The 25,804-nt window shown below is 53.2% G+C and carries 11 protein-coding genes; 8 read left to right on the forward strand and 3 right to left on the reverse strand.

Translation table 11 applies throughout. The features are described from left to right. Nucleotides 1-9: 9 nt before the first annotated feature. Nucleotides 10-12,747, reverse strand: a complete 12,738-nt coding sequence (locus tag DFR42_RS01880) for a non-ribosomal peptide synthetase/type I polyketide synthase (RefSeq protein ID WP_110253249.1) — start codon at nt 12,745-12,747, stop codon at nt 10-12. Between the two features lie 206 nt (nt 12,748-12,953). On the opposite strand from DFR42_RS01880, the gene DFR42_RS01885 reads away from it, so the two are divergent. From DFR42_RS01885 to DFR42_RS01910, 6 genes are read left to right on the forward strand one after another with little or no spacing between them, the layout of a single operon-like run. Then, the gene (locus DFR42_RS01885) at nt 12,954-15,008 is read left to right on the forward strand and encodes a TonB-dependent receptor (protein ID WP_110253250.1); all 2,055 of its coding nucleotides are present in this window, start codon (nt 12,954-12,956) and stop codon (nt 15,006-15,008) included. Next, nucleotides 15,005-16,285, forward strand: coding sequence for an MFS transporter (locus tag DFR42_RS01890; protein ID WP_110253251.1), 1,281 nt, complete (start codon nt 15,005-15,007; stop codon nt 16,283-16,285). The genes DFR42_RS01885 and DFR42_RS01890 overlap by 4 nt, the downstream gene beginning before the upstream one ends. Further along, nucleotides 16,282-17,946, forward strand: coding sequence for a thioesterase domain-containing protein (locus tag DFR42_RS01895; protein ID WP_110253252.1), 1,665 nt, complete (start codon nt 16,282-16,284; stop codon nt 17,944-17,946). The genes DFR42_RS01890 and DFR42_RS01895 overlap by 4 nt, the downstream gene beginning before the upstream one ends. Further along, nucleotides 17,943-19,136: an FAD-dependent monooxygenase gene (locus DFR42_RS01900; RefSeq protein ID WP_110253253.1), complete on the forward strand. Its 1,194-nt coding sequence runs from the start codon at nt 17,943-17,945 to the stop codon at nt 19,134-19,136. The genes DFR42_RS01895 and DFR42_RS01900 overlap by 4 nt, the downstream gene beginning before the upstream one ends. Continuing rightward, nucleotides 19,136-20,986 (forward strand): ABC transporter ATP-binding protein, encoded by a 1,851-nt coding sequence (locus DFR42_RS01905; RefSeq protein ID WP_110253254.1) that lies wholly within the window; start codon nt 19,136-19,138, stop codon nt 20,984-20,986. Before DFR42_RS01900 ends, DFR42_RS01905 begins: the two co-directional genes overlap by 1 nt. Beyond that, a complete protein-coding gene (locus DFR42_RS01910; protein WP_245936793.1) occupies nt 20,977-22,734 on the forward strand; it encodes an ABC transporter ATP-binding protein in 1,758 nt (585 codons plus the stop codon). Before DFR42_RS01905 ends, DFR42_RS01910 begins: the two co-directional genes overlap by 10 nt. A 12-nt stretch (nt 22,735-22,746) precedes the next feature. On the opposite strand, the gene DFR42_RS01915 is transcribed toward DFR42_RS01910, so the two are convergent. Then, the gene (locus DFR42_RS01915; protein ID WP_110253255.1) at nt 22,747-23,673 is read right to left on the reverse strand and encodes an AraC family transcriptional regulator; all 927 of its coding nucleotides are present in this window, start codon (nt 23,671-23,673) and stop codon (nt 22,747-22,749) included. A gap of 368 nt (nt 23,674-24,041) precedes the next feature. Between DFR42_RS01915 and DFR42_RS01920 the strand changes: the two genes are divergently transcribed. Then, the gene (locus tag DFR42_RS01920; RefSeq protein ID WP_110253256.1) at nt 24,042-24,284 is read left to right on the forward strand and encodes a hypothetical protein; all 243 of its coding nucleotides are present in this window, start codon (nt 24,042-24,044) and stop codon (nt 24,282-24,284) included. 97 nt (nt 24,285-24,381) lie between these two features. Then, complete coding sequence (locus DFR42_RS01925; RefSeq protein WP_110253257.1) at nt 24,382-24,642, forward strand: GlsB/YeaQ/YmgE family stress response membrane protein; 261 nt, start codon at nt 24,382-24,384, stop codon at nt 24,640-24,642. A gap of 56 nt (nt 24,643-24,698) precedes the next feature. Here DFR42_RS01925 and DFR42_RS01930 read toward each other — a convergent pair whose 3' ends face one another. Further along, a complete protein-coding gene (locus tag DFR42_RS01930; RefSeq protein WP_110253258.1) occupies nt 24,699-25,718 on the reverse strand; it encodes a lipase family protein in 1,020 nt (339 codons plus the stop codon). Nucleotides 25,719-25,804 lie beyond the last annotated feature (86 nt).

Raw genomic sequence — 25,804 nt, forward strand, 5'->3', positions numbered from 1 at the left:
TTTTAGTCATCAGGCTTTGGATTGCTGGCCACGTTTGCGACGGCGGTCATTGTCCAGACGCTGGCGCTTGCGGGCTTGACCAGCTTCATCACTGGAAATATCTTCGCTTTCCAGTGACTGATCACGACTGCGCAAATGCGCGGCCAGAGCAGCTATGCTGGTATGCTGGAATACTTCAGTAATGCTGAGCACCAAACCGGTATCCGCCTGCAGTTGCTGGCGCAGCCGTATCAAATCCAGTGAGGTTGCACCCAATTCAAAGAAATTGGTCTGTGGCGCAAGTTCATCATGACCAAGCAGCGCAGCAAGACGGTTGCTGACCATGCGCAACAATTTGTCGTCGATGACAGGGCTGGTATTTGGCAATGTGGCTGTTGAAACATCACCCACGGATTTGAACGTTGAGGCAGGCCAGCGATTCACTGGCATAGCCACTCTGCTTTGCCAGGCATCACTGTCCTGCGCCAGATTCAATAGCAAGCCGTGGTATGCCTGGAACATTTCATCCAGCAAGCCTTCAGGGAAAAGAGCATCGACAGAATCCCAGTTGAATACCATGGCACCATCACGTTCAACGACCTGCTGGTCTATCCATACCTGTGGAGTCTGGCTGATGCCATAGACAAATTCACCCAGCCAGTCAAGTTCTGCAGCGCCGTCGCTGGCTACGCCTAGGCCACTGGTAAACACTATAGGCATGGCAACCTGGTTCAGGCGACGGTTGCGGCGTGCTGCTTCGCGCAATACTCGGACTGCCGATACCTGCATGTGTTCCAGATCAGCCCAGATCTGGCGCTGCATGGAAAATGCACGTTCAGCAAAACTGGCTGTTATACCGGCATCAAAACCTAGCAACACCAGCGAAGTGAAATCACCAACCAGTGCATCGATTTCTTGATGCACAGGCGGGCGGTTGAACAGGGTCAGGTTCAAGGTAAAGCGCGGTATTGCAGACCAGTTCGCAAGCACTTCACCATAAGCTGCCAGCAATACGGCATTGACAGTGACACCATGTGCTGCCGCCTGCGCCTGCAAGGCTAAGGTATCTTGTGCTGTCAGGCTGGCCTCACGGCGGGTGAAGTGAGGCGGGGACACATCTTCTGGCGCATACTGCGTCAGCGGCAGAGCTGGGGCAGGTGCCAGGGTACTCAGCTTGTCATGCCAATAGGCCAGTGAGCGCTGGTAAGATGGCAGCAACTCGATTTGCTGGGTCAGCATCACATAGTCGCGGAAACTTGCCGTCAGTGGCGGCAATTGCAAAGCAGGATTACGCGCGAATTGCGACCATTCTGCCAGCAGGGTACGCATGGAACGACCATCGCACACCAGATTATCGAGACTGACAAACAAGCGCACACGGCTATCTGTCATCTGTGCGGCACGCACGGTAAATAGGGGCCAGCGGGCGGTGTCGAACACTTCATGCGACAGTTCCAGCCGTGTGATTTCCAGCCACTCGGATACCTCAGAGGCACTGGCAGCGCGCAAATCATGGCTGGCAAGATGGTAAGCTGGTAAATCCTGCACGACCTGTTGCATACCATCGGCATTGATGACTGCACGCAGCATGTCATGGCGTGTTACTACCTGTTGCCAGCCTCGCTCCAGATCAGCAAGAGCAAGGTTTTCAACTTCAATCTCGGCATACAGATGCGTGGAGACGCCGCCCAGCTCGAAACTTTCATCACGTCCTATCCAGTAGGCTTGCTGTACGTCCGTCAACGGGAAGGGTGCATAACGTGCAGCTACATCAGGTAGCAGTGGTGGCAGGCTGTCTTCATATGGTGATGCCTTTGCCACTCTTTCTGCAAATGCGGACAGGCTGGACGCATCAAACAAATCTGACAAGGCGACATGTGCATTCATGCCGTGACGTACTCTTTCTATCAGACGTACGGCGATCAAGCTATCACCCCCCAGATCAAAGAAGTCATCATCGCCATGCAGATCCGCAACACCCAGCAATTCTTGCCATATCCTGACCAGATCGTTTGCTGGTGGCATCGCATCATTGCCAGCTTGGCGACTAATGCGGCGGGAGCCTCCCATTTCAGGACGTGGCAATTGCTGACGCATGACTTTGCCAGTGGCAGACAGCGGCAAGGCATCCAGTTCAAGAATAGTCTGCGGCACCATGTATGCTGGTAACAGGGTCGTCAGATGTTCTACCAGGCGACGCGGGGCAAAGCGCAATACCGTATCTTTCTGGCGTGCTGCCAGCAGATGCATTCCAGCATTGCTACCTATGCCGGACTCAGCACTGGCTACAAAACCTGCCTGCACCAATTCATCCAGCCACGCATCTGCTGCCAAAAGCGCATTCCCATTTAATTTCCTGCGGTCTTCAAACTGGGTATAACCACCTTCGAGCAAGGCGACGGTCGCCAGCTGGAAATCGCTGTTACGCGTGATTTCTGGAGCAATCAGCATGCCGCCCGCATTCAACAGGCTACGCAGACGATGCAACAAGGCAGGAATATTGCGGCTGCGATGCAGGGCATTGAAGGCAATCAGCAAATCGAATTCATATTCCGGCACGCCTTGTGTTGCTGCTGCCCGTTCATGCTCAAATACACGGCAATGGATGCTGTGCAAGGGATTGCTGTCTTGTATGGCAAATGCTTGTTCAGCTTGCTCGACCAGGCTGCGTGCCGGATCGGTCAGGGTATAGTCAATCGCGCAATCGCTTAACTGCGCCAGCAAATCACGTGTAGCTGCACCACTGCGCGCACCAATTTCCAGTATGCGCAAAGGCCGCCCCAGATGCTGGGTAAGGCTGCGTATGGCGGCAGCCAGCGCTGATGTACAGAGACTGGACAGCGGATTCATGCGCGTCATTTGCTCCGGAGCCAGAGTGTCATCCGCGCCATAAAACACTTCCAGCGCGCTGACCTGGCCGCGCAACACTTCCAGCCTTTGAGTCGCACCTGAGCGCAGACGTTGCAAGACCGCACGTGATAAACCGAAGTCCAGTGCTGTGGGCGTCAGGTTATTCCATGCAGATTCGCTGTCATATTGCGCATTCAGATCCAGTGTGTTTAACCAGCGTTGTGCCAGCACGACCAAGTCCGGTGCGGGTGCCAGCATCTGTAGTATTTGGCCATGATCGCCGGAGGTCGCACCAGCAGCCAGCAAGGTATCACGCATCATGCATAGACCGATGTGGTCCATCAGGCTCCAGAACTGTTCCAGTCTCTCAGTTTGTTGCGTACTGTATGTCTGGGCAAAAGTTTGACTGCCAGCCTGCTCAACAGCGACCCAGCGGTCGTTGTTTAAGACAGGGTTACCAGAAAATGCATCATACAGACTGGTATCGGCTGCATTTGGTACTACCCATGCCGCCAAACGCTTGTTGCCACGTGCCGGGCCAACAGCATCGGCAACCGCCTCACGAACACCAGGATGGCTCAAGAGCGCGCTTTCAATTTCACCCAGCTCTATGCGGTTGCCAGCAATTTTGACCTGGAAGTCACGCCTTCCCAAAAATTCCAGTGTGCCATCACACCAGTAACGGGCCAGGTCGCCGGTACGGTAGAGGCGTTCGCCATGTACGGGATGGGTGATAAAGCTGGCAGCAGTTTTGGCAGCATCATTTTCATACGCGATGGCCAGGCCTGTGCCACCTATATACAAATCACCGCTGACATGGTCAGGGCAATCGCGCAGACGCGTATCCAGCACACGGTAATGCTGGTTGGCAAGTGGATAACCATAGGGGATGGAACGCCATTGTGTTGGCAGTACTTCTGGCACGATAAACCAGTTGGACCAGATCGATGCCTCGGTTGCGCCACCCATGGCCACCAGTCTTGCCTGCGGTGCCTGCGTGCGCAGTCGTGCTGGCAAGCCAAGTGCTATCCAGTCACCGCTCAGGAATACCTGGCGCAGGCCAGCCAGTGATGCACCTGCGGCCTCTGCTTCATCAAGTAAGAGTTCCAGCAAGGCCGGTACAGAATTCCAGACTGTGACGCGATGACGCAACAGCAAATCCAGCCAATGCGCGGGGTCGCGTGTGCCACTTGCGGCTGGCAACACCAGTGCAGCACCAGCCGCAAATATGCCGAAAAGGTCATACACGGATAAATCGAAATACAGCGAGGACAAACCCAGCACCCGATCAGTATGACCAATATCGAAGCGGCGATTGATATCCAGTACAGTATTCACCGCACCACGATGATCAATCAATACCCCTTTTGGAATGCCGGTTGAACCAGAGGTGTAGATGACATAAGCATGATCTGGTACAGCCCGTTCAACTTGCTGCAGACTGGCGGGCCAGGTTTGTGTCGCAGCCTGGCTGGCATCCAGCACAGTCACTTCGCGACCAGCACACATTTCTTGCACGATGGGCAGGCAATCAGCTTGTGTCAACACCAGTTTTATATGGCTGCCATCAAGTATTGCTTGCAGACGTGCGGCAGGTACATCGGCATCTACCGGTACATACACGCAACTGGCCGCCAGGATACCCAGGCAAGCTGCGATCTGTTCCGGCCCCTTGCGCATGACGACAGCAACGCGGTCGCTGCGTTTTGCGCCATATTGTAACAAGGCGTTTGTCAGACGCAAGGACCAGTCTGCCAGTTCTGCATATGACCATTGCTGTTCATGGGCGATCATGGCGATGGCTTGCGGACTGCTTTGTGCCTGCTCAAAAAACAGCTGATCAAGGCAAAAGTCAGACATAGGCGCGGCACTGGCATTGACCTGGGCGCGTATCGCTTGCTGGCTTGGTGGCAGCAATACTGGTAACGCCTCTTGCCAGGACTGCGGCTGTGTCGCCAACTTTTCCAGCAAGCCATGATAGGCATTAAACATGGCATCCAGCGTGCCGGGCTGGAACAAGGCATCGACAGCATCCCAGTTATAAATCAGTGCACCATCAAGCTCACATGCCTGGTGATCCAGCCACACTTGCGGGGTCTGGCTGATGCCGTAGACCACATTGCCCAGTGCACTATCTGGCGCTGCTCCCTTGGTCGGATCATTCATACCCAACTGGCTGGTGAATACAACGGGCATGGCAATTGCGTCCTGACGTTCGCGGCCACGGTTCCATTCACGCATTACGTCAACGGCGCTGAAAGCACGATGCTGCAAATGTTCAAGCACTGTGCCATTGACGGCAGCAGCACGCTGGCCAAACGGCAGTGCCTCACTGCAATCCAGTGGCAGCAAAGTGACGGCAGTAAAGTCGCCCAGCAGACGTGGTACATCGGCATGCCATGGCAGGCGGTCAAATATAGTGAGGTTGAGCGTGAATTGCGGTTCTGCACTCCAGGCTGCCAGCACTTCGGCGAACACAGTGATCAGCAATGACGCTGGTGTACAACCAGCCTGGGCCGCCTGGTCGCGCAAGCTTTGCCATAAGGGCGCTGCCAGTTGCTGTTGCCTGCGCGAGAATGTCGGGCTGGTCTGGCGCAAGGCTTCCGCCCGCAAAGGCAGTTGTGGTGCTGGTGGCAGGACAGGGATGCGTTCCAGCCAGAATGCCTTGGCAGATTCGCGCTCAGTATGGCGCTGCTTGCTATGGACGTATTTAGCCAGCACATAATCACGGAAGCTGATCTGGAAGGGCAATAAGCCGGCAAGCTGCATATCCGCTTTGGCCTGGTACAGCGCAGCCAGTTCTTCCCAGATGATCTGGCCACTGGTGGCGTCATTGATCAGCATGTCGATACCGATGTGCAGCCTGACTGCACCTCCTGGCAGGCGGCTGGCGCGCAGGTCAAACAAGGGCCATTGCGCCGCATCCATCACCTGATGCGACATGGTTTCACGCCATGCAGTGCAATGTGCATCAGCCGTGGTTTGGTCAGCATCAGTCAGGTCAGCCACACGCAAGACATAGTCCGGCACTTTCGGTAATACACGTTGCTGGCCATCTTCAGCGATGACCAGACGCAGCGCCCCGTGACGGGCGACCAGCATATTCCAGCAGCGTTCCAGCAAATCCAGGTCCAGGCCTTTGGGCGCATCTGCTTCCAGATAGGCATGGCAAGCTACGCCGCCAAGTCCATAGTGGCTGTGACGACCTATCCAATACGCATGCTGCAGCTCAGTCAGCGGGAAGGGGGTGTTGGCATTGGCTGGGTCGGCAATGATTTGCTCAGCCTCTTTCTGGGGTTGGCTATCCGGCAGTTGTTTGCCCAGTTGCTCCAGCAGGTAATCAGTCAGGCCTTGCGGAGTGTTGCGCTCGAAAATAGCTTTCAACTCACATTTGACACCCAGGCCAGCTTCACAACGGCGTGAGAAATCCATGACCAGGATGGAATCCATGCCTAGCTTCAGCAACTGTATATCTGGCGTCAGTTGTGCAGGCGTGACGCGCAGAGTGCGCGCCAGTTCTGCAATCACAAAAGCATGCACTGCAGCCTGGCGTGCTTGTTCATCCAGATCATGCAAGGCGCTCGGGGTATCTGCAGTGGCCGATACGGCAATTGTATTTGCCTGGCTGGCACTCAGGCAACGCTCGAAAGTATTGGCCGGGTTGTACAAGGCGTACAGGGGAACGAATTGTTGCCAGTCTACATCGACGGCGACGCAGGTGCCGTTGTCCGTGATGTATTCGCCACTCAGCAGTTTATCCAGCGTGGCAAGATAACGGGCGGGTGCCAGCCGCCTTATTCCCGCTGCCCGCAATAATTGCAGCAGGTCTTCATCTACTTCCGACATGCCAGCACCGCCGCCCCAGGGCCCCCAGGCAATCGCCAGTGCAGGCAAGCCCTGGTGACGACGCATGCGCGCCAGTGCATCCTGGTAGGCATTCGCTGCACCATAAGGAATTTGCAAACGCGAACCCCAGATGCCGGAAATTGAAGTAAAGCAGACAAAGTAATCCAGTTCACGGCTGCGCGTATGTTCATGCAACAGCCATGCACCCTGTATCTTGGCGCGACTGACTGTCTGGTAATCTTCATTCGTGATCGTTGCCAGGTCATTGAAACGGCTGGTACCTGCACAATGGAAGACACCAGCCAGACTCAGGCCGCTATCCTGTTCCATGGAGGTGATGTTCGCGAATACTCGCGCCATGTCATCTGCATCTGCCACGTCGGCATCAATATGGGTGATCTGTATGCCCTGGGCTTTCAATAAGTCCATTCGAGCCTGCCAGCCAGAAGGCGCAGAGCGACGTGCCAGTAACACCAGATGACGAGCGCCGCGGCTTGCCAGCCAGTCCGTGGCATGGCGTCCCAGTGCACCATATGCTCCGGCCACGAGGTAGATACCGTCCCGTTTCAAGGCTGGCGGTTCTGCTACTTCATGGGCTTGTGCACTGACAGGTTCAAGGCGCGGGTGTAACCACAGTCCATTGCGCAAGGCGACGGCTTCTTCATTGCCAAATAAGGGCAGCAAGGCTGGCAGGGCAGATGCGAACGGCAATAGACCCGCATCGCTGTCCGCCATCAGCCAGCGTGGGCCTGGATATTCAAGTGCCAATGCCCGTGCCGCACCCCATAAAGAAGCCTGCAAAGGATTGCCTGAAGTGCCTGCAATTGCCTGGCCCGCATTGGTAGGTAGCAGGATGCGTGGTTTCTTTTGCAGGTGCTGCAGTACCTTGACGAATTCAGTCAACTGCCAGCCTTGCTGATCTGCCAGTGCCGCACACTCAACTTGCGCATGCCAGCCATCAAGGTAAATGACGACATCACTATCTTCCAGTTGCGTTGCTGTCAATGGCCATTCACCTGCAGTCAATGAATAGGTGCTGGCGCCAGTGGCTGCCAATCCGGCAGCAAGGGTGGCTGTATGTGTAAGGTCTCCACCCAGCAGGAAATAGCGCGACGCATGTGTACCATTTTCTGCCAGCGTAAAGCTCTCCCACTGCATGATGTAGAGATCAACAGGTTTTGCCGCTGCGCGTTCTGGCTGCGGTTGCAGCTGCAAAGGCAGGCGCGGTGCATCATCGTCATAATCGAGCCAATAGCTTTGGCGTTCAAACGGGTAACGCGGCAAGATTCGTGGAGATGGCAGGCTGCCAGCAAATACATGATCCCAGTGAAAATCCTGACCGGCAACATACAATGCTGCGCAGGCGTCGCCTATGGCAACAAGATCGCTGCCGCCACGGCGCAGGCTTGCCAGGCAATTGACAGCATGTGGCCAGTCCTGCGCAGCTTGATTGCGCTGAGCTACCGCACTCAGAATGGCGTTAGGACCTATTTCCAAAAGAATGTCGCAGGCGCTGGCTGCATTTTGCAAGGCCTGGTCAAAACGTACCGGCTGGCGGGCATGATTTTTCCAATAGCTCGCATCTGGTGCCTGCGTCAACAATTCACCTGTCAGACTGGAACAGACTGCAATACGAGGTGCTTGCATCACGTACCTTGCACACTCACTTTCCCATGCAGCCAGCATAGGATCAAGCAGGGGTGAGTGGAAGGCGTGTGACACCTGTAAAGGACGTGCATACAATTGCTGCGCAGTCAGCAAGGCTTGTACGGCCTCTATAGCGGCCACAGAGCCAGAAAACACCACATCTTGCGGACCATTAAAGGCTGCGATGGCAATCTCATCGCCATGGTCAGCCTGCAATTCAGCCAATACAGCAAGCGCCTGCTCTGGTGTTGAACGTGCCGCCAGCATGGCACCACCTGCCGGTAGTGCCTGCATCAATGCGCCACGTTTGACGATTAAACGCGCAGCCTGTTCCAGTGTCAGCGAACCGGCAATGACCATTGCGGCGAACTCACCTATGGAGTGACCAAGCACGATAATTGGCTGCACACCAAAAGCCTGCCACATTTTTGCCAGTGCATAGCCTAGTGCAAATAGCGCTGGCTGGGCAAATGCAGTTTGTTGCAGGCGTTCATTTTGTGCATCGTCATGCATCAGCGTGATGACAGACATACCGAGATCAGCAGCGAGCGCAGCGTCAACAGCATCCAGCGCCTGCCGGAAATCACGCTGCTGCGCATACAGTTCACGTGCCATGCCGCTATATTGTGAGCCCTGTCCGGTAAACAAAAAGCCTATGCGTGGATTGCGGATTGCTTCTGTCGCTGTATATCCGGGTGCTATCAACTGCTGCAAACCACTAGCCAGTTCTTCAAAACTGGATGCCAGCACAGCTGCGCGCAGGTTGTGGTGCTCACGCTGGCGTGCCATGCCGCGCGCCAGTGCAGGCAAGTTATCGCAGCCCGCTAAATTTTCTGCATGGCTCGATGCCAGCATGCGCAGTGATTCTGCCGAACGTGCAGACAAAAGGAAAAGCTGTGGTGCAGTGATTTTTTCTGATGTTTTGCCGCTAGCCATTACAGGTGCCTGTTCCAGCAAGACATGGGCTATGGTTCCGGCGAAACCATATGAAGTCACACCCGCACGACGCAGAGCCTGACGCATGGGCCAGTTGATGGTTTGAGCTGGCACACGCGCAGGAATGATATCCAGATCAATTAAAGGATTAACTTCTTGCAATTCAACCGCAGGTGGCAATTTGCCGTGTTCAATGGCGAGTATGGTCTTGACAAGGCCTGCAGCACCAGCGGCAGCTTCAAGGTGACCGATATTGGTCTTGACTGAACCCAGCCATAAAGGGTCATCCAGGTCGCGTCCACGGAAGACGTCGGCGACGGATTGATATTCTATCGGGTCGCCCAGGCGGGTGCCGGTGCCATGCAATTCTATATAGTCGATATCGGTTGGCGTTAGCCCCGCTTTTTTCAGTGCCAGGCTTAACAGGCGTTGCTGGGCCGCGCCATTGGGTGCTGACAGGCTGCTACCTGCACCATCCTGACGTACCATCGTGTCGCGGATGACGGCACGTATGACATCACCATCGGCCAGGGCATCGGACAAACGTTTCAGCACCAGCACCACGCATCCCTCGCCACGTACATAACCATCAGCGCGTGCATCCAGTGTCTTGCAACGACCATCAAGGGCCAGCATGCCAGCCTTATGCAATACCAGATCAACTTCCGGCAGTAACTGTAATTTGACACCGGCAGCCAGTGACAAGCCAGATTCACGCGCACGCAGGCTTTGCACCGCCAGATGCAGGGCACTATGCGAAGCGGAGCACGCGGTATCCACCGCCATGGATGGGCCTTCCCAGCCAAAACTGAAAGACAGGCGACCGCAGGCAGCGGCAAATGAAGTGCCAGTACCCCAGTAAGCATCAAAATGCGAAGGCTCACCACTGATGAAGGGCAGATGTCCATAATCGCCGGTGCCTATGCCGACAAATACGCCGGTGTCGCTGCCACGCAGGGCTGCAGGGCGTTGACCAGCATCTTCCAGCGCATGCCATGCCACTTCCAGCAACAAGCGTTGCTGGGGATCTGTATTCATCGCTTCACGCGGTGACATGCCGAAAAAGGCAGCGTCAAACTGATCAACATGGTTCAGGTAAGCACCAAAACCGGGTATATCTTCACGGGTGCGGAAACGTTCTGAGGGAGCAGGGCGTATGGCACAGCCGCCTTGCTCCAGCATGTCCCAGAATGTTTCATCGCTATTGGCATCTTGCCCATCCTGTCCTGGCAGGCGAAACGCCATGCCGATGACGGCGATGGCTTCTTTGTCTGTCGAAGCGGGAACTGCTTTTCCCGTATCGCGGTCCGGCGTGGCCGAAACTGACGACGAATTATCGGCAGCGAGTGGCAAGCGAGCCTGGGTCACCAGGACAGTTTGTAAATGCACTGCCAGTTCAGTCAGGCTGGGGTGATCGAATATCACATTGTCCGGCAAACTCATACCCAGAGATTTGGCTGCGCTTGCTACCATGCGCGCTGCAGACATGGAGTCCAGTCCATAATTAAAAAGACTGGCTTCGGGATGTATTGCTCTTGCTGTGACTGTACCCAGTATCGTGGCAGCTTCGTTTGCCAGCCAGTTGCGTAAATGCTGGTGGCGTTGTGCCAGTGACAGCGGGCGCAATGTATCCAGTAAAGCAGTATCCGCTGGCGCTTCAGTGATCTGCTGTGCATCCAGCACATGCTGGTGCAGGACTGGCAAGCTGCCGTCAAGATAAGCCTGGCGCACTGTGGCACGTCTCACCTTGCCACTGGTGGTGCGCGGTAAAGTGCCTTTACGTATCAATACGATGGCATGACTGCTTAGTTGATGCTCCTCTGCCACCGATGCGCGTATGGTATCGACGATATGCTGATAGCTGCCACCAGTTTGCTTCAGGACTTCCTGCACAATGACCAGATGCTCTGTTTGCTCATCGCGCAGCGTGATAGAAAATGCCGCACCGCTTTCTGGCACGGCTGCTGCATGGCTGCGGCCGCTGGTGACTTCTATATCATTCGGGTAATGGCACTGTCCACGAAACAGCAGCATGTCCTTCAGCCTGCCCGTGACAAACAAATGTCCTTCATGCATGAAACCCATGTCGCCAGTACGCAGATAGGGCTTGCAGTCTTCTTCATTGATGTTAATGCTGGCTATGCAGGCACTAAAGATATCCCGGTTCAGTTCTGGTTTATTCCAGTAACCGCCTGCAACGGCAGGGCCATTGATCCAGATTTCACCAACCTGATCTTCAGCCAGGGCTGCGTGAGTGTCGGGATCAACGATGCGTACATCCTGGCCACCAAAATCATTGCCATTGCTGGTGTAGCGGCGCATGCCTGTGTTCGTATTTTCATTATGGGCTGGGTTGACGACAGCATATCCACGTTCCAGTTTCGCCTTGTCCACATCAATGAAATAAGGATCGTGGTCGTCGACGTGGGCAGTCACCAGTAAGGTTGCCTCTGCCAGGCCATAGGCAGGCTTGATGGCCGTACGGCGCAAGCCATTTGCAGCAAATGTCGTATAAAAACTCTCTATCTGAGCGGGCAGTACGGGCTCTGCCGCTGGCATCAGGCAAGTTACGGATGCGAGGTTGATGTCCTTCAGTCTTAACGCTGCTGTTTTGGCTTCATCAGTGCACAGGCGCAAAGCAAATGATGGACAAGGCAGGGCAGTTGCACGCTCACGTGTCGCCAGCTCCAGCCAGCGCAGCGGGTCAGCAGCAAAGGCCATTGGTGCCATGTAGACAGCGCGGCCACCATAGGCCAGCGGCAGCAGTATGCCCATGATCAAACCCAGATCATGAAATAGCGGCAACCAGCTGGCAATAACGGTGTCACTGGCCTGGCGTGTGTTGACTGCAGTCAGTCGCCCCAGAAATTCCAGATTATGCAGCAAAGGGCCGTGACGGTTGATTACCCCTTTTGGTTGACCCGTAGAACCTGAGGTGTATTGCAGGAAGGCCAGTGCAGCACCGTTTATCACAGGACGTTGCCAGGTTTGCGAATTTTCTTCCTGCATCTCTTCCAGTTGCAGCAAGCGCAAACCATGCTCATTCGCAAAAGCTTGCAAGTCACTGCCACTGGCATCAGTCACTTGCTGGTTACTGATGATGAGGGCAGGGCTGCAATCGCGTGTGATGTCGCCCAGTTTTGGTAATACGCGTTTAACCCTGGCAGCACCTGGTAAATTTACCGGGACCCCGGTGACGCCCGCATAAAAACAGGCCAGCAAGGCAACAACATAATCTATGCCAGATGGGAAGAGTATCAGCGCACTGTCACCAGGATTTGTGCATGCCTGCAGGCTGGCAGCACAGTTCCTTACTCGCCTGGACAAGGCCGCATAAGTCAGTCGCACATCGGCACTGGTATCTGTGCTACCTGTGCGTTGGCCGATAAAACACAGGGCTTCGGCATCAGGCTGGTGCTGTGCATGGTGTTCTATCCAGTCAACCAGGGTAGGGTGCTGGCTCAAAGAGATGGCAGGTGTATTGGTCATCGTTTCTCTCAATATCAGTTGGCATGGCGGAAACTGGCCTTGTTTGCCGGTTCGCTTATAGGCTTTCCGCATTAGCATATGAATATCTTCCAAATGAGAATGATTATCAATTAAAAGTACCGATCACGATATTTTTTGCACCGATCACGGTAGTGCGCTGCGGAATTGCCGTGGATACTTCGGCCACTGATCAAAGAGGAGTGGAAATGAAGTTGAGTTATTTGCGGAGTGTTTTACTGGCCAGTGGTGCACTGGGTGCAAGCAGTATGATGAGCGGGGCGATGGCGCAACAGCGCGAAGACTATGTATTGCCAGAACTGGTGGTCACTTCCACCAAACTTGATGCGACTGGTTTGACACCAGATGTTGCCAGTTCAGTCGCTACATCAGCGCGCCTGAATGCCGCTGGTGTTGTCCGTACCGATGAGTTGGGTAAAATATTTCCAGAACTGACGGTCATGCCGCGCAGTACCCGCGTTTACTCACTGTTCAGCATGCGCGGCGCTCCCGCAATTGACTTTTATAATCCTGCGGTAACGGTTTATGTCGATGGCATACCTCAGGACATGTCTTACTTTACCCAGCCGCTGACTGGTGTAGCGCAAATCGAATTACTGAAAGGGCCGCAAGGCAGCCTGTATGGCCGTTCGGCTCAGGGTGGTGTCATTAATATCATCACCAGCAAGCCAAACAACACCAGCAAGGCAAACCTGACTCTGGATATCAGCAATATGACGCGTCGCCTTGATGTCATGGCCAGCGGTGCCCTGATCAAAGACAGTCTGTATGGTGACGTCAATGTCTATGCTGACGAATATCCTGGCCGCCTGCGCGCTGCTAATGGTGCCGATGACCTGGGTTCCAGTCGCGAAGCTTTGGGACGGGCGCGTTTGCGCTGGGCACCTATGGGCGGCAATCTGGATGCCATGCTGACGGTCAGTCGCGATCGATATAGCGCACATGATGAATATTTCCAGTCTTTCCCCTTGAAAGAGCGCCGTGCCATTGCCGGCACGCCATTTGATTTTGCTGAGCCAGTATTGACCCGCACGGTCAGCCAGGCAGGTCTTGGTGTTGATTACTTCGTCAATGACTGGAAACTGACATCCAGCAGTTCTTACCAGGACAGGAAGTTTGACCGCGTTATTACGACTGGCAATGCTGACCCGGAAAACCAGAAGACTTATTATCAGGAATTGCGCCTGGCAACCAGCGGTGGCAAGCGTGCAGTAGATGGCGTGTTTGGTCTGTATTATGAAAAACAGGACTTTGAGCGCTTGCGTGGTGTGGCAGTGCCGACAGTGCCAGCCTTCCTGTTCCCTGGCCCTAGCAAAAGTGCATCGACGATCACATCCACAGCAATCTTCGGCGAGGCGGTCTGGCATCTGAATGAACGCCTGGATTTGACGGGTGGCTTGCGCTATAGCGTAGATAAAGCAGATATTGATTTTAAACGCACAGGCCCGGCTGCTTTGTCTTTTGTTGCGGACAAGCGTTTCAGCCATGTCAGCCCTAAACTGTCACTGGGTTATCAATTGTCACCTGAATGGCGTGTATATGGTTTGATCAGTGAAGGCTATAAGGCTGGTGGCTATAATCGCGTTGCAGAAAACACGGTGGGTAGCATTCCTTATGAGGCAGAAACCATACGCAACCTGGAAGCTGGTTTCAAGGCTGATCTGATGGGTCATCGCTTGCAACTGGATGGCACGATTTTCCATAGCAATACGCGTGATTTGCAGGCACCGGTGCAATCTGGACCATTCCAGATGCTGACTAATGTAGGTGATGCCAAAACCAATGGCCTGGAAATCAATGCAGCATTTGCTGCCACAGCAGATTTGAGTTTGCGTGGTGGTGCCAGCTGGACACATAGCACCATAGAAAACTTCCATGCACCAGCGGGTAATGCGGATTTGAATGGCAAGCGTGTCCCTTATGTTGCTCCCCTCAGCCTGCGCGCAGGTACGGAATACCGATTTCAATTAGGCGGAGCAGGTACGTTGCGCTGGAATACCGGCCTGACTTACTCAGGTGATTTGTGGTTCGATACAGCCAATACCTTGCGCCAGCCGACTTATACCCTGATTGATACCTCGCTTAACTGGGAAATCAATAAGCGTCTCAACCTGACGGCCTATGTTGATAATCTCAGTGACCGTGTTGTGCCTAACTATGCGTTTTCATTCGGGCCACTGGGTAATTTCGGACAATACAATCGTGGACGCACGGTGGGTTTACGCCTGCAAGCACAATTATGACAAAGAAAATTGGCGCACCTATGGCGGCAGGCGGCCTGCTTACTGTATTGGGCGGTTTGTATGCCACGCAGGGATTACTGAGCGGGCTGGTGCACGAAGGCTTGCCGGTGCTCTTGCGGGCGCGCGGCATAGGCCTGGACAAGATAGGCTTGCTGTCGCTGCTGTTCCTGCCTAGTGCACTGAAATTTTTATGGGCTTCGCGCATAGACCGCCTGACTCAAGGGCAGGCTGATCAAAGCCTGCGCTGGGCTGGGAATTTTCAGTTATTCCTGCTGCTAGGTGTGCTGGTGTTGACTTTGCTACCGCTGGAATCTGCGCTGACAGGCATCATGATTTTGTTGCTGGTACTGATGGTGGCATCGGTAACGCAAGATATCGTCACTGATGGCATGGCGGTGCAGGCTTTGCCTTCTGCGCAGCGCAGCCTTGGCAACAGCATGCAGATAGGTGGCAGCTATCTGGGCTATATACTGGGTGGTGGTCTGCTGGTAACGGCGGTTGGTTATCTGGGTTGGGAAACCGGCATACGTTGCCTGGCAGCGCTGCTTGCGCTGTGTGGCTTGCCCGCATTATGGCTGCGCAGGCGTCGCATAGCAGTGGTCGCGCCTGTCATCAACGCGGCGCCCAGCCTTAAGGCAGCATGGCGTCGTCCCACCATACGCTGGGGAATGGCAACCATCATCAGTTGCCAGGCGTCTTTGCGCTGGTTCAGTACCATCATGCTGACTTATCTGGTAGACCGCGGCTTTGCTGTGGTCGAAATTGGTGTCTTGTCTGGTGCGGGTGTTGCTATTGCTGGCGTGGTTGGTGCCTTGCTTGGTGGTTTGCTGCTTAAACGTTTTCAGCGCCTGACTATGTTAAAGGCCAGTCTGGTAGCTTATCTGGTATTGCAGCTTGCTTATCTCCTTATTGAAAGCCAGGCCTGGCATGCAAAACCTTTACTGGCGAGCGTGTTCCTGCTGTTTTGCACGACGATGTCGCTAGGTTTCGTGGTCTTGTACACCATCATGATGGATTGGGCATCACCAGCGCAGGCGGGTACTGATTATTCCTTGCTGCAATGTACGGACGCATTTTGTGCGCTGGTATTTGGTCTCAGCGCAGGCTGGGTCACATCCAGGCTGGGTTATGGTGCGACTTTCATCATTACCAGTGGACTGGCATTTGCAGGTTTGCTTATTGCACCTCGTTTGTACGCGAGGGCCGTTGGCAACGGTGAACCTGATGCGACAGCAGAAGCTCCTGCAACGACTATGCTGGCAGAGGTCAGGTCATGACGGAGGCAAAGTTGCAAGCGCAGGAAGCAACTGGCTTGACCCGTCTCGTATATGCACGTCTGAATGACCTGGTGACGGTACTGGACGCCGGGCAGCGCTTTGAATTCATGAATCGTGGCTATGCAGAAGCGGGAAGCAAACAGTCTTTACGCGACATGCAAGAGCGCCTTTTGTGGGAAATTATTGGCGACACCACGCTGGATGGCTGTCATATTCTTGACGCAGGCTGTGGTCGCGGCGGTACACTGGCAGCCATTGCACGCAAGCAGACACCTGCCAGTTTGACTGGTGTCGATTTGTCGCCCGAACAAATTGAGGCCTGCCGCAGTCGTTTTGGTCGATTAAAAGTACGCTGGCAGGTGGCCGACGCAGCCAGTCTGCCTCAGGTTGTTGCCAGCCAGGATGTGATACTGGCCATAGAGTTGCTGAAGGAATTGCATGCGCCATCTGCTTTTGTGCTCAGTGCAGCGCGCACACTGAAAACAGGTGCTTGTCTGCTGATAGCTGATTTGCTCGATGAAGCTGCCTGGCAAATGTTCAGCAGGCAGCTTGTGGATAGTGGTTTCAAGCTGGATTCCTGTCGTGACCTCAGCGCAGGCGTACTCGCTGCGGCCAATTGCAGGCAGATGCAGTATCAAAAAGATGATGGTAGCAATGACACTACCAGCGATGAAGAAAATTTTCTGAGAACCGTGCTCAGTGAAGAGCTTGCAGCACAACAGGAAGCGCTGGCAACGGCCAATTTACGCTATAAAACCTTGCGCTTTATTCGGGACGACAGGCCAGTCAATGACAATCTGTCAGATTGGCAACTGCCTGTAACCAGAGTAATGGCAAGGGTAACAGAGGTTGCAGCAGCTGCACCAGCAGCTGTCGACGAGGTCTTTCTTTATGGTGCGCCTGGCAATGATGCGCGCCTGCCTGTCTTTGCTTTTCCTTTTGCTGGTGGTGGTGCCTCGGTTTTTCGCGGCTGGCATCAAACGCTGGCGAACGATATGCAATTTTGCCCGGTACAGTTACCTGGTCGCGAAGGTTTTTTGATGGATGCCCCTTTGCAATCCATGGAGCAGTGGGTGGCCTGGGCTATGGCGCAAATTCTGCCACACATTAACGCCATGGACGGCGAGCGCCCGTTTGCGCTCTTTGGTCATTGTCTCGGCGGTTTGCTGGCATATGAACTGGCGCTGGCTTTGACCGAGGCTGGCAGGCCACCAGCTGCGCTCTGGTTGACCGCAACCAATCCACCGCATTTGCCCTTGTCTTCCATGCTGATTAATTTATTACAGATAGCGCCGTTCGATCATGCTGACCTGGCAGTGGTACTTAAGGTATTGGGAGGCACGCCACCAGACGTGCTGGCGGCATCAACCATGATGCGAGCAGTACAAAAAACCATGCAGGCAGATTTTGCCGTCGGTGCGCGCTACCAGCGTTTTGACCGTCGAAGCCTGCCTTGCCCCATCTATACCATGGCAGGTTCGCGCGACAAACTGGTCACGCCATCACATATGCGGGGCTGGCAAGCTTATAGCGCGACACCGCTTACAGGTAAGACCATTGATGCAGAACATTTTTTCCTGCGCGAATTCCGTGTAGAAGTGCAGGCCATGCTGCGCACGCATGCTGCGGCCATAACAGGGAAAGCAGGACATATCGCATGAGTAGTAAAAGTATCTTGATATCTGGTGCTGGTATTGGTGGTTTGTGTGCAGCATGGTGGTTAAGCCGCAGCGGATATGCAGTCACTATTGTCGAGCAGGCAGCCACATTGCGTGAAGACGGCTATATGCTGAGTGTCTCTGGTGCTGGTCTGCGGGTAATAGAAGAAATGGGTTTGCTGCCACAACTCCGCCAGGCAGGCTTGTCCATGGGACGTCATCTTTATCTGGATGCACGCGGGCGCACCATCATGCAATTCAATCATGGCAAGCTGATGGCACAACTCGCTCATGAAACGGTTCTGCGCACTGATCTTGCCGACATCTTGTACCAAAGTCTGAATGACGCAGTGAGTTTGCAATTGGGAGCAAGGATTTCCTCGCTGCAGCAAGACGAGCAGGGTGTAGACGTGCAACTTAATAATGGTCATGCCCAGCGCTTTGATTATGTGATTGGCGCCGATGGTTTTCGTTCAGCGACACGGCGGATGGTATTTGGGCCAGATGTTGGATTTTGTCAACATCTGGGCATGCAGGCAGCAGCGTACTGGATAGACGCCAATACGCAGCTGGAAGACGATATGGTGGCCATTGCCGAGCCACGCCGCATGAGCATGTATTACCGGCTCGGCGATAAAGGCATCACGGCACTGCACATCTGGAAATCTGACCAGGCTACGCCAGTTGCGCAAGATTCACGCAAAGATCAGTTGTCAGCTCAATTTGCAGGCAGTCATGCGCGTGTCACTGATGCTATTGCCAGTTTACCTTCTACATGCTCCATCTATATGGATGCCCTGATGCAGGTACACCTGCCTGACTGGAGTCGCGGCAGGGTAGTCTTGCTGGGCGATGCTGCACATTGCCTGAGTCTGGCAAACGGCCAGGGTGCCAGTATGGCCCTGGCTGGTGCCTGTTGTCTCGCACAAGAGCTGGCGGCAGATTCAAGCCCGGCAGCCTTGCAGCGCTACCAGCAAAGCATGCGTCCCGGCGTACATGCCCTGCAAATACGCGGTCGCAAAGCTGCCAGCCTGTATCTGCCTGATAGTGCATGGTCTTTTCGCATGCGTAACTGGATCATGAGTGCCATGCCTAAGTCCATGTTGCTTAATTATTTTCTCAAAAGCGCGCAAGAAGAAATTCATCTGGCAGAGCATATACAGCTACGACAGCTAAGCAAGCAGGCAGCATAATGAGCGATCAATCAAAAACAACTACCAATCGCAAACGTGGTCTGGGGGCATTGCTGGCACTGGCTGGTACACGCAAGTCCAGCCTAATCTGGGCTGGTATATTCAGCGCGCTCAGCAGCGTCTTGTCACTGGCACCACTAATTGTTATTTATCTGGTGTTATTGCAACTTGCACATACTGAACAAAACACAGCACTTGCCGGACTCTGGCCCATATTAGGCTGGGGTGCGCTGGCAATGGGCTTGCGCTGGTTGTTGCAAGTCAGTGGCGGGATACTGGCGCACCTGGCGGCTTTTAATATCCTGTTCGACTTGCGTCTGGCCGTGGCAGATAAACTCAGACGTGTACCGATGGGATGGATCACGGCACGCAGTGCAGAATCTATCAATAAAATACTGCGTGACGACGTCGACAGGCTGGAACTATTCATTGCCCATCACCTGAATGACAGCGCTGCAGCCTTGACTTTGCCCCTGGTCAGCGCCATTGCCCTGTTTTATCTGGACTGGCGTATGGCCCTGGTGACCTTGATAACTGTGCCATTGGCAGTTTTAGTTCAACTGTTGCTGTGGAAAAAAGTACCCGAAGTCATGCGTGAATATAATGAAGTCAATGCCCGCCTGGCCAGCCAGGTCGTGCAATATGTGCAGGGTATTGCTGTCATCAAGACCTACCATCGTGGTACTGCCATTGCCAGCACTGGCAGTACAGTAGCCTTGCCACAGTTAGTTGCCGCCTATTTTGACGTTATCGTGCGTATGGTGAAGCTGACAGTGCCGGCATGGTCAGCTTTTACCGTGGTTATTGGTGCCAATATGCTTTGCATATTACCTTTTGGCGGCTATTGGTATTTGCAGGGCAGTTTGCCGCTGGAATTATTTGTTCTTTGCCTACTGTTGGGTCTGGGCATTACCCGGCCACTGTTTCAACTGGCATTTTTCGGCAGCCTGATGCGCCTGATACAGGATGGTTATGGACGTATACAGGACTTGATGGAAGCTCCTGAATTGGCAGATGTTGCGGGCACACTGGCACCGGCCGACAATAGCGTGGAATTTGTCAGCGCAGGCTTTGCTTACGATGAGGTGAATGTCTTGCAGGACATCAGTTTCAAGATGGCGGCAGGCAGTTTGACCGCGATCGTTGGTCCCAGCGGTGCTGGCAAATCGACGCTGGCACAATTACTCGTGCGCTTTTGGGATGTGCAGCAAGGTGCGGTCAACATTGGTGGCGTCGATGTGCGTGAACTGCCTCTGGCAAATATGCATGCCCAGGTCGCCTATGTGATGCAGGATGTCTTCCTTTTCTACGATACGGTGCTGGAAAATATACGCCTTGGCCGTGAAGATATCAGTGAAGAGCAGGTCATCGCAGCGGCAATTGCGGCCCAGGCCCACGACTTCATCAGCCGCTTGCCTCAAGGCTATCGCACTGTATTAGGTGAGCGCGGTGCGCGTCTGTCTGGTGGCGAAAAACAACGCTTGTCCATTGCCAGGGCATTGGTCAAGGATGCGCCCATCATTGTCCTTGATGAAGCTACGGCATTTTCTGATCCCATCAACGAAGCGCAATTATTGCAAGCCTTGGGTACATTGACGCGTGACAAAACTGTCATGGTCATCGCCCATCGCCTGTCGACCATCATTGATGCTGACCAGATCGTGGTGCTGGACGCAGGCTGCGTCGTCGCTTGTGGTAAACATGCTCAATTGCTAGAAGACTGTGTTTTATACCGCCAGCTATGGCAATTGCAAAACGATAGCGCCAGCTGGAAAATCAAGACTGCACCAGCAGATGAACAACTTGCACTTGCTGATACTGCTGTCAAAGGAGCTGCATCATGCAGATGATATTTGGATTAATGCGCATTGTTAGCGATGGCAGTCCTGCCAATAATACGAAGCGTTTCAAACGCAGCATTGCCTGGAGGGTGGCAGAATCACTGTTTGCGACCATCCCCTATGTCGTCCTGTTTGCTGCATTGAATGCCATGTTTGGCGGCTATTTTGATATGGCCCTGATGATCAGGTTGACGCTAATACTGGTCGCCAGTTTGCTACTGCAGTTAGTGTGCAGCGTCGCATCCAATGTGGATGGCTTTATTGGCGGTACTGGCATGATGTGTGATTTGCGCCTGCAGATTGCTGAGCATCTGCGACGTCTGCCACTGGGGTTTTATACGCGTCGGCAGACTGGTGAGTTGACAGCTGTCATGACAGAAAACCTGCTTCATGTAGAGGAAGCCTTTACCCATCTGGCCGGTGAATTATGTGGCAGGCTGGCTATTGCCGGTTTAACGGGGGCATTGCTGCTCTACATAGACTGGCGTTTGGGAATACTGGCCATGGCCAGTGTCGCGACAGGCTTATTATTGTTCCGCATCGTCAAGGACGCAGCAAACAGGATCAGCCGCGCCAAAGTTACTCAAAAAGCGGCGACCAATAGTCGCCTGCTGGAATTCGTGCAAGGCATCAAGGTCATTCGTGCTTTTGGCTTATCGGCACGTGGTTATGACAAGGTATTGAATGCACTGCAAAACCTGCGTGCATTGTCGATACGCGTGGAAATCATTGCAGGTATTGCTGCAATTGGCTTTTCCATCTTGCTGGAGATCGGTTTTTTACTGGTGCTGGCGCGTGCTTTTCAATTAAACCTGGATGGCAAGCTGGCGCACGCCACACTCGTCATGTTTCTGGTAATGAGCCATCGTTTTTATGCCATGATGAATGAATCTGCCTTGTTGATGGCACAACTGGCATTTTATGGGAAAAGTTTTGAAAGGATAGTCGCCTTGCTGGATGAGAAAAGCTTGCCCGAACCAACTCTGGCTGTAGTACCTGATCGTCACGATATAGAATTTTGCAACGTCAGCTACAGTGCCGAGCCTGGTGCGCAAACCTTGAGTAACATTTCATTCAGTGCACAACCAGGCACAGTAACTGCTCTGGTAGGACCCAGTGGCGCTGGCAAGACCACCATCGTGCATTTGCTGGCCCGTTTTCATGATGTGGGGAGCGGGAAAATTCTGATAGGCGGCGTCGATATACGTCATATGCATCAGGATGAGCTCATGGACAGGCTGGCGATCGTGTTACAGGAGAGTTACCTTTTTAATGACACCATAGAAAACAATTTGCGCATAGCCAGGCCAGATGCAACTCAAGAGGAACTGATTGCCGCTGCACGTGCCGCCTGTTGTCATGACTTCATCGCAGAATTGCCCCATGCTTATCAGACCATGATAGGCGAGGGCGGTAGTAACCTGTCTGGCGGTGAAAGACAACGCATCTCAATTGCGCGCGCTATTTTGAAGGATGCGCCTATCATTTTGCTTGATGAAGCTACCGCATCCATAGATGCTGGCAATGAAAATGCAATACGCCAGGCCATGGCGGCGCTGGTGCGTGGCAAGACTGTGCTGATGATTGCGCATCGCTTGCATACCATCGCTGATGCTGATCAGATACTGGTGCTGGAGCAGGGCAAGCTTGTAGAGCAAGGTCGGCATGCTGATTTGATGCAGCAGGCTGGTTTGTATGCACGTTTCTGGGAGCAACAGGAAAACAGCCGCCATTGGCGCTTTCGCCAGGCGGCTTGATATTTAAAAAACTCAGGCAGATGTTTTCAACTGGGTAAATTCACGTGGCGACATGCCAAAATGTCGTCGGAATAACTTGGAGAAATGGCTGGGATTGGCATAGCCGGTTTGCATCACCACTTCAGTGATACTTAGTTCAGTACAACTGAGCAGGTGCGCAGCCGCCTGCATGCGTTTTTCCTGCAAATAGGCATGCACTGAATTGCCAAACAAAGCCTTGAAACCTTCCTTTAGCTTACGCTCATTCAGGTTGGATGCATGGGCCAGCTCTGCCAGCGACCAGTTGTGGTCCAGTCTGGCCAGCAGACATTCACGTGCGCGATCCAGTTTTTTGTGGTCACGTTTTTGCATGGCAGGCTTATCCACGCTTTGCGGAGCAGCCAGGATGGATAACAAGGCTTCCACCATCAAGGATAATAATTCCAGTGCCTTGCTATGCAAGAAAAGCTGCTGCACTCCTTCTGGCGTACGCTGACGGAATATCTGTTCCGCAATTGCGCGTATCGCTGCCGAGGCAGGGAATTGGTAGAGGAAGCTATCTTCCCCAGCCGGACGCAAGCTCGCATTGGCTGCAAGGCGTTGCAGCATGGGCTGGATTTGCATGCCCCTTATTTGTTCCAGGGTTTGTGCAGTGAAATGGATTTCAATTGCCCGCAGACGCTGATGACCAGGCAGGTTGGTTTCCGAGCAGCTATTGCTAGGCGAAGCAAACAGCAAGGCCTGATCTGGCGCAAAATGAATGCGCGAACGGTCAGCAAGTATCGATTCACCACTGCCTTCCAAAAATACGCATAGTGCCAGACAGGGTGGCGATTCTGATTTGACACTGCGATACTGCTGCGGCGTGTAATCGATATGAGAAATTTTTACACCCGGGCCAGTGCTGATCTGTAGCCGGGTTTCTTCAAACTGTGTTGACATCGGTCGCAAACCGTTCATAAACGCTCATTACAAAGTACGGTTGAACAAATGTAGCCTGCGGGGAATAGGCAAAGAATCAGAGTGTCACGCAGGCAACAAGTTGATTGTAAATGAGAATCACTATCATTGCCAAGTATTTTATTGCCTTTTTGAGTATTCACTCAAAATCAGGTTTGCATTGAAAGGCATCTCAGGCGACTGCCTTGTAATTCTGATATTTTTGTGCCTGAAATTAGCACATCCAAATCAAGGTTTCGTTTCATGTCTGTCTTTATCCCGACTGGCGTGTTTTCTTACACGCACTGGGCGTTCCTGCCTACTTTCTACGCAGATGGACTTATTTATTATTCTCTCTGTTGAGAGTAAATATATAAATGGAGCCGGGCATGAGTATTTCAGACAAAAATCCACAACTGCCGCAAACAAGCATCATTCCTCAAATTGACGAGGTCAATGACGCACCAGGCCGATCTTTGGATCATCCATCAAAAGAGAAATATGAATTTGTGATTGAAGATGATTCTTATCCCAACTCACGCGTGCTTGAGCATGCTGAACAAGAGAATAAAAGAAATCAGGAAGGTGATATAGAGCGCCCTGATAAAGATACTGAGCAAGAGCGAAACTAATAACTCACCTCATTATTTCTTGATGAGGCAGATGTATTACTGCTGAGTGACATTGAGCAAGATGCATATTTGAAAATGAACCGGGTATGGAGGATGTATGGGCTTGATTTTTTGGGTTTTTGTTGGAGGTATCGTGGGTTGGATTATTTTGACTACTTCTACAGGTGACCATCAGAATATTTATCTGAATATTCTTGTCGGCATTGCAGGTGGTTTGATCATAGGATGCCTGATGCCATCTTACTTAAATGTTGCGACTTCAGAGAATAGTGGCTTTGACTTTCAGGCGCTGGGCAGTTTGATAGTCGGTGCACTTGCCATATTGAGTATTGCTACCTTGCTTACCCAGCGAGACTGATTTCCGTTTTAAAAAAAAGACGGACAAGCCCTTGTAGATCAAGGGCTTGTTTGTTTTCAAGGCACGGATTGACTTGAGTTGCTTTGCCCTTGCGTAGTTGCACACGTTACTGGCGGGAGTCCGAAGAGCGACAGGTAAGTGCTTTGTACATGCTGGGAGGCGACTTGATCGAACCACTGGTCTATCAAGGGCTTGTTGGTATCGACTGGGATCAGGGTTTTGGAGGTGTTCAGCGCGATGCTGCCGCTGGCTTGATTGGTTTGTGCGTAGACAGAGCCGTTCGCAGCTTCAGATACATCGATAGAATCCGCAATAAGTCCTATCCCTTCCTTGAGAGTGACCGTGACAGATTTGTAGGTGGTTTCTATACTGCTGGCCTCTGGTGCCGGGGAGTATAGTTCTTGCGCGGAACGCAGCGAATCAGAAGCCATAGGTACGAGATCAATCTCATTGTAGTAGCGCCATGAGTTGGGGAAGCTCTTGTCGTACGCGGCAGCAAAAGCCGTATTACCAGCAGTGGGGGCGGCGAAAGTCAGTACGGGGAAAAGCGCAGGTGGCGCGATATTGTCTTGCTGGAACTGATACAACAGCCAGGGCGCAAATACCGTAGCGAGATTACCGCCCAGACTGTGTCCAACTACACCTATGGAGATATTGCTGCCTGTCGCATTGGCTGCCAGATACTGGTAAATCGTTTGTCCGGAGGTGTCGACAAGCTGGATCAGATCATTGAGACCGTCAGAAGAACCTCGCGAGACCATGGGCTGAGATGAGCTGGCGGGATAAGTCCAGGCGGTTTGCTCATAGACATTGAGATCTTGCTTGAACCAGTTATCAAAGGCTTGCCAGCTAAAGTTCAGTAATGAGCCGCGTATGGCCACCACATATTGCGAGCTGCCATTGTAGGCAATGAAGGCAATATTGCCATTGATATCCGTAGTCGCTACCCAGACCGCGCTCCAGCCATTGCCCATATTACTCAGTGTCGTTGTCGGGTCTGTGCAGTATGCTGTTGCCGCAAGCGTCATTGCCAGGCCAGGATTGGGGGATGATGGATCACCTATGCTGTTACTCATACTGTTTTTTCCTGGAAATGTGAATCGGATTGCTTCGCATGCGTTCGTTGGGTACGCAAATCACTATTGCTATTCAAGCAAAACTA

It is taken from the genome of Undibacterium pigrum, from assembly GCF_003201815.1.
Classification (GTDB): Bacteria; Pseudomonadota; Gammaproteobacteria; order Burkholderiales; family Burkholderiaceae_D; genus Undibacterium; species Undibacterium pigrum.

Bases quoted from the DNA above. Each gene is read 5' to 3' on its own strand.
- DFR42_RS01890 (WP_110253251.1), top strand. From the start codon at position 15,005: ATGACAAAGAAAATTGGCGCACCTATGGCGGCAGGCGGCCTGCTTACT.
- DFR42_RS01930 (WP_110253258.1), bottom strand. From the start codon at position 25,718: ATGAGTAACAGCATAGGTGATCCATCATCCCCCAATCCTGGCCTGGCA.
- DFR42_RS01880 (WP_110253249.1), bottom strand. From the start codon at position 12,747: ATGACCAATACACCTGCCATCTCTTTGAGCCAGCACCCTACCCTGGTT.
- DFR42_RS01925 (WP_110253257.1), top strand. From the start codon at position 24,382: ATGGGCTTGATTTTTTGGGTTTTTGTTGGAGGTATCGTGGGTTGGATT.
- DFR42_RS01905 (WP_110253254.1), top strand. From the start codon at position 19,136: ATGAGCGATCAATCAAAAACAACTACCAATCGCAAACGTGGTCTGGGG.
- DFR42_RS01915 (WP_110253255.1), bottom strand. From the start codon at position 23,673: ATGAACGGTTTGCGACCGATGTCAACACAGTTTGAAGAAACCCGGCTA.
- DFR42_RS01885 (WP_110253250.1), top strand. From the start codon at position 12,954: ATGAAGTTGAGTTATTTGCGGAGTGTTTTACTGGCCAGTGGTGCACTG.
- DFR42_RS01895 (WP_110253252.1), top strand. From the start codon at position 16,282: ATGACGGAGGCAAAGTTGCAAGCGCAGGAAGCAACTGGCTTGACCCGT.
- DFR42_RS01900 (WP_110253253.1), top strand. From the start codon at position 17,943: ATGAGTAGTAAAAGTATCTTGATATCTGGTGCTGGTATTGGTGGTTTG.
- DFR42_RS01920 (WP_110253256.1), top strand. From the start codon at position 24,042: ATGAGTATTTCAGACAAAAATCCACAACTGCCGCAAACAAGCATCATT.
- DFR42_RS01910 (WP_245936793.1), top strand. From the start codon at position 20,977: ATGCAGATGATATTTGGATTAATGCGCATTGTTAGCGATGGCAGTCCT.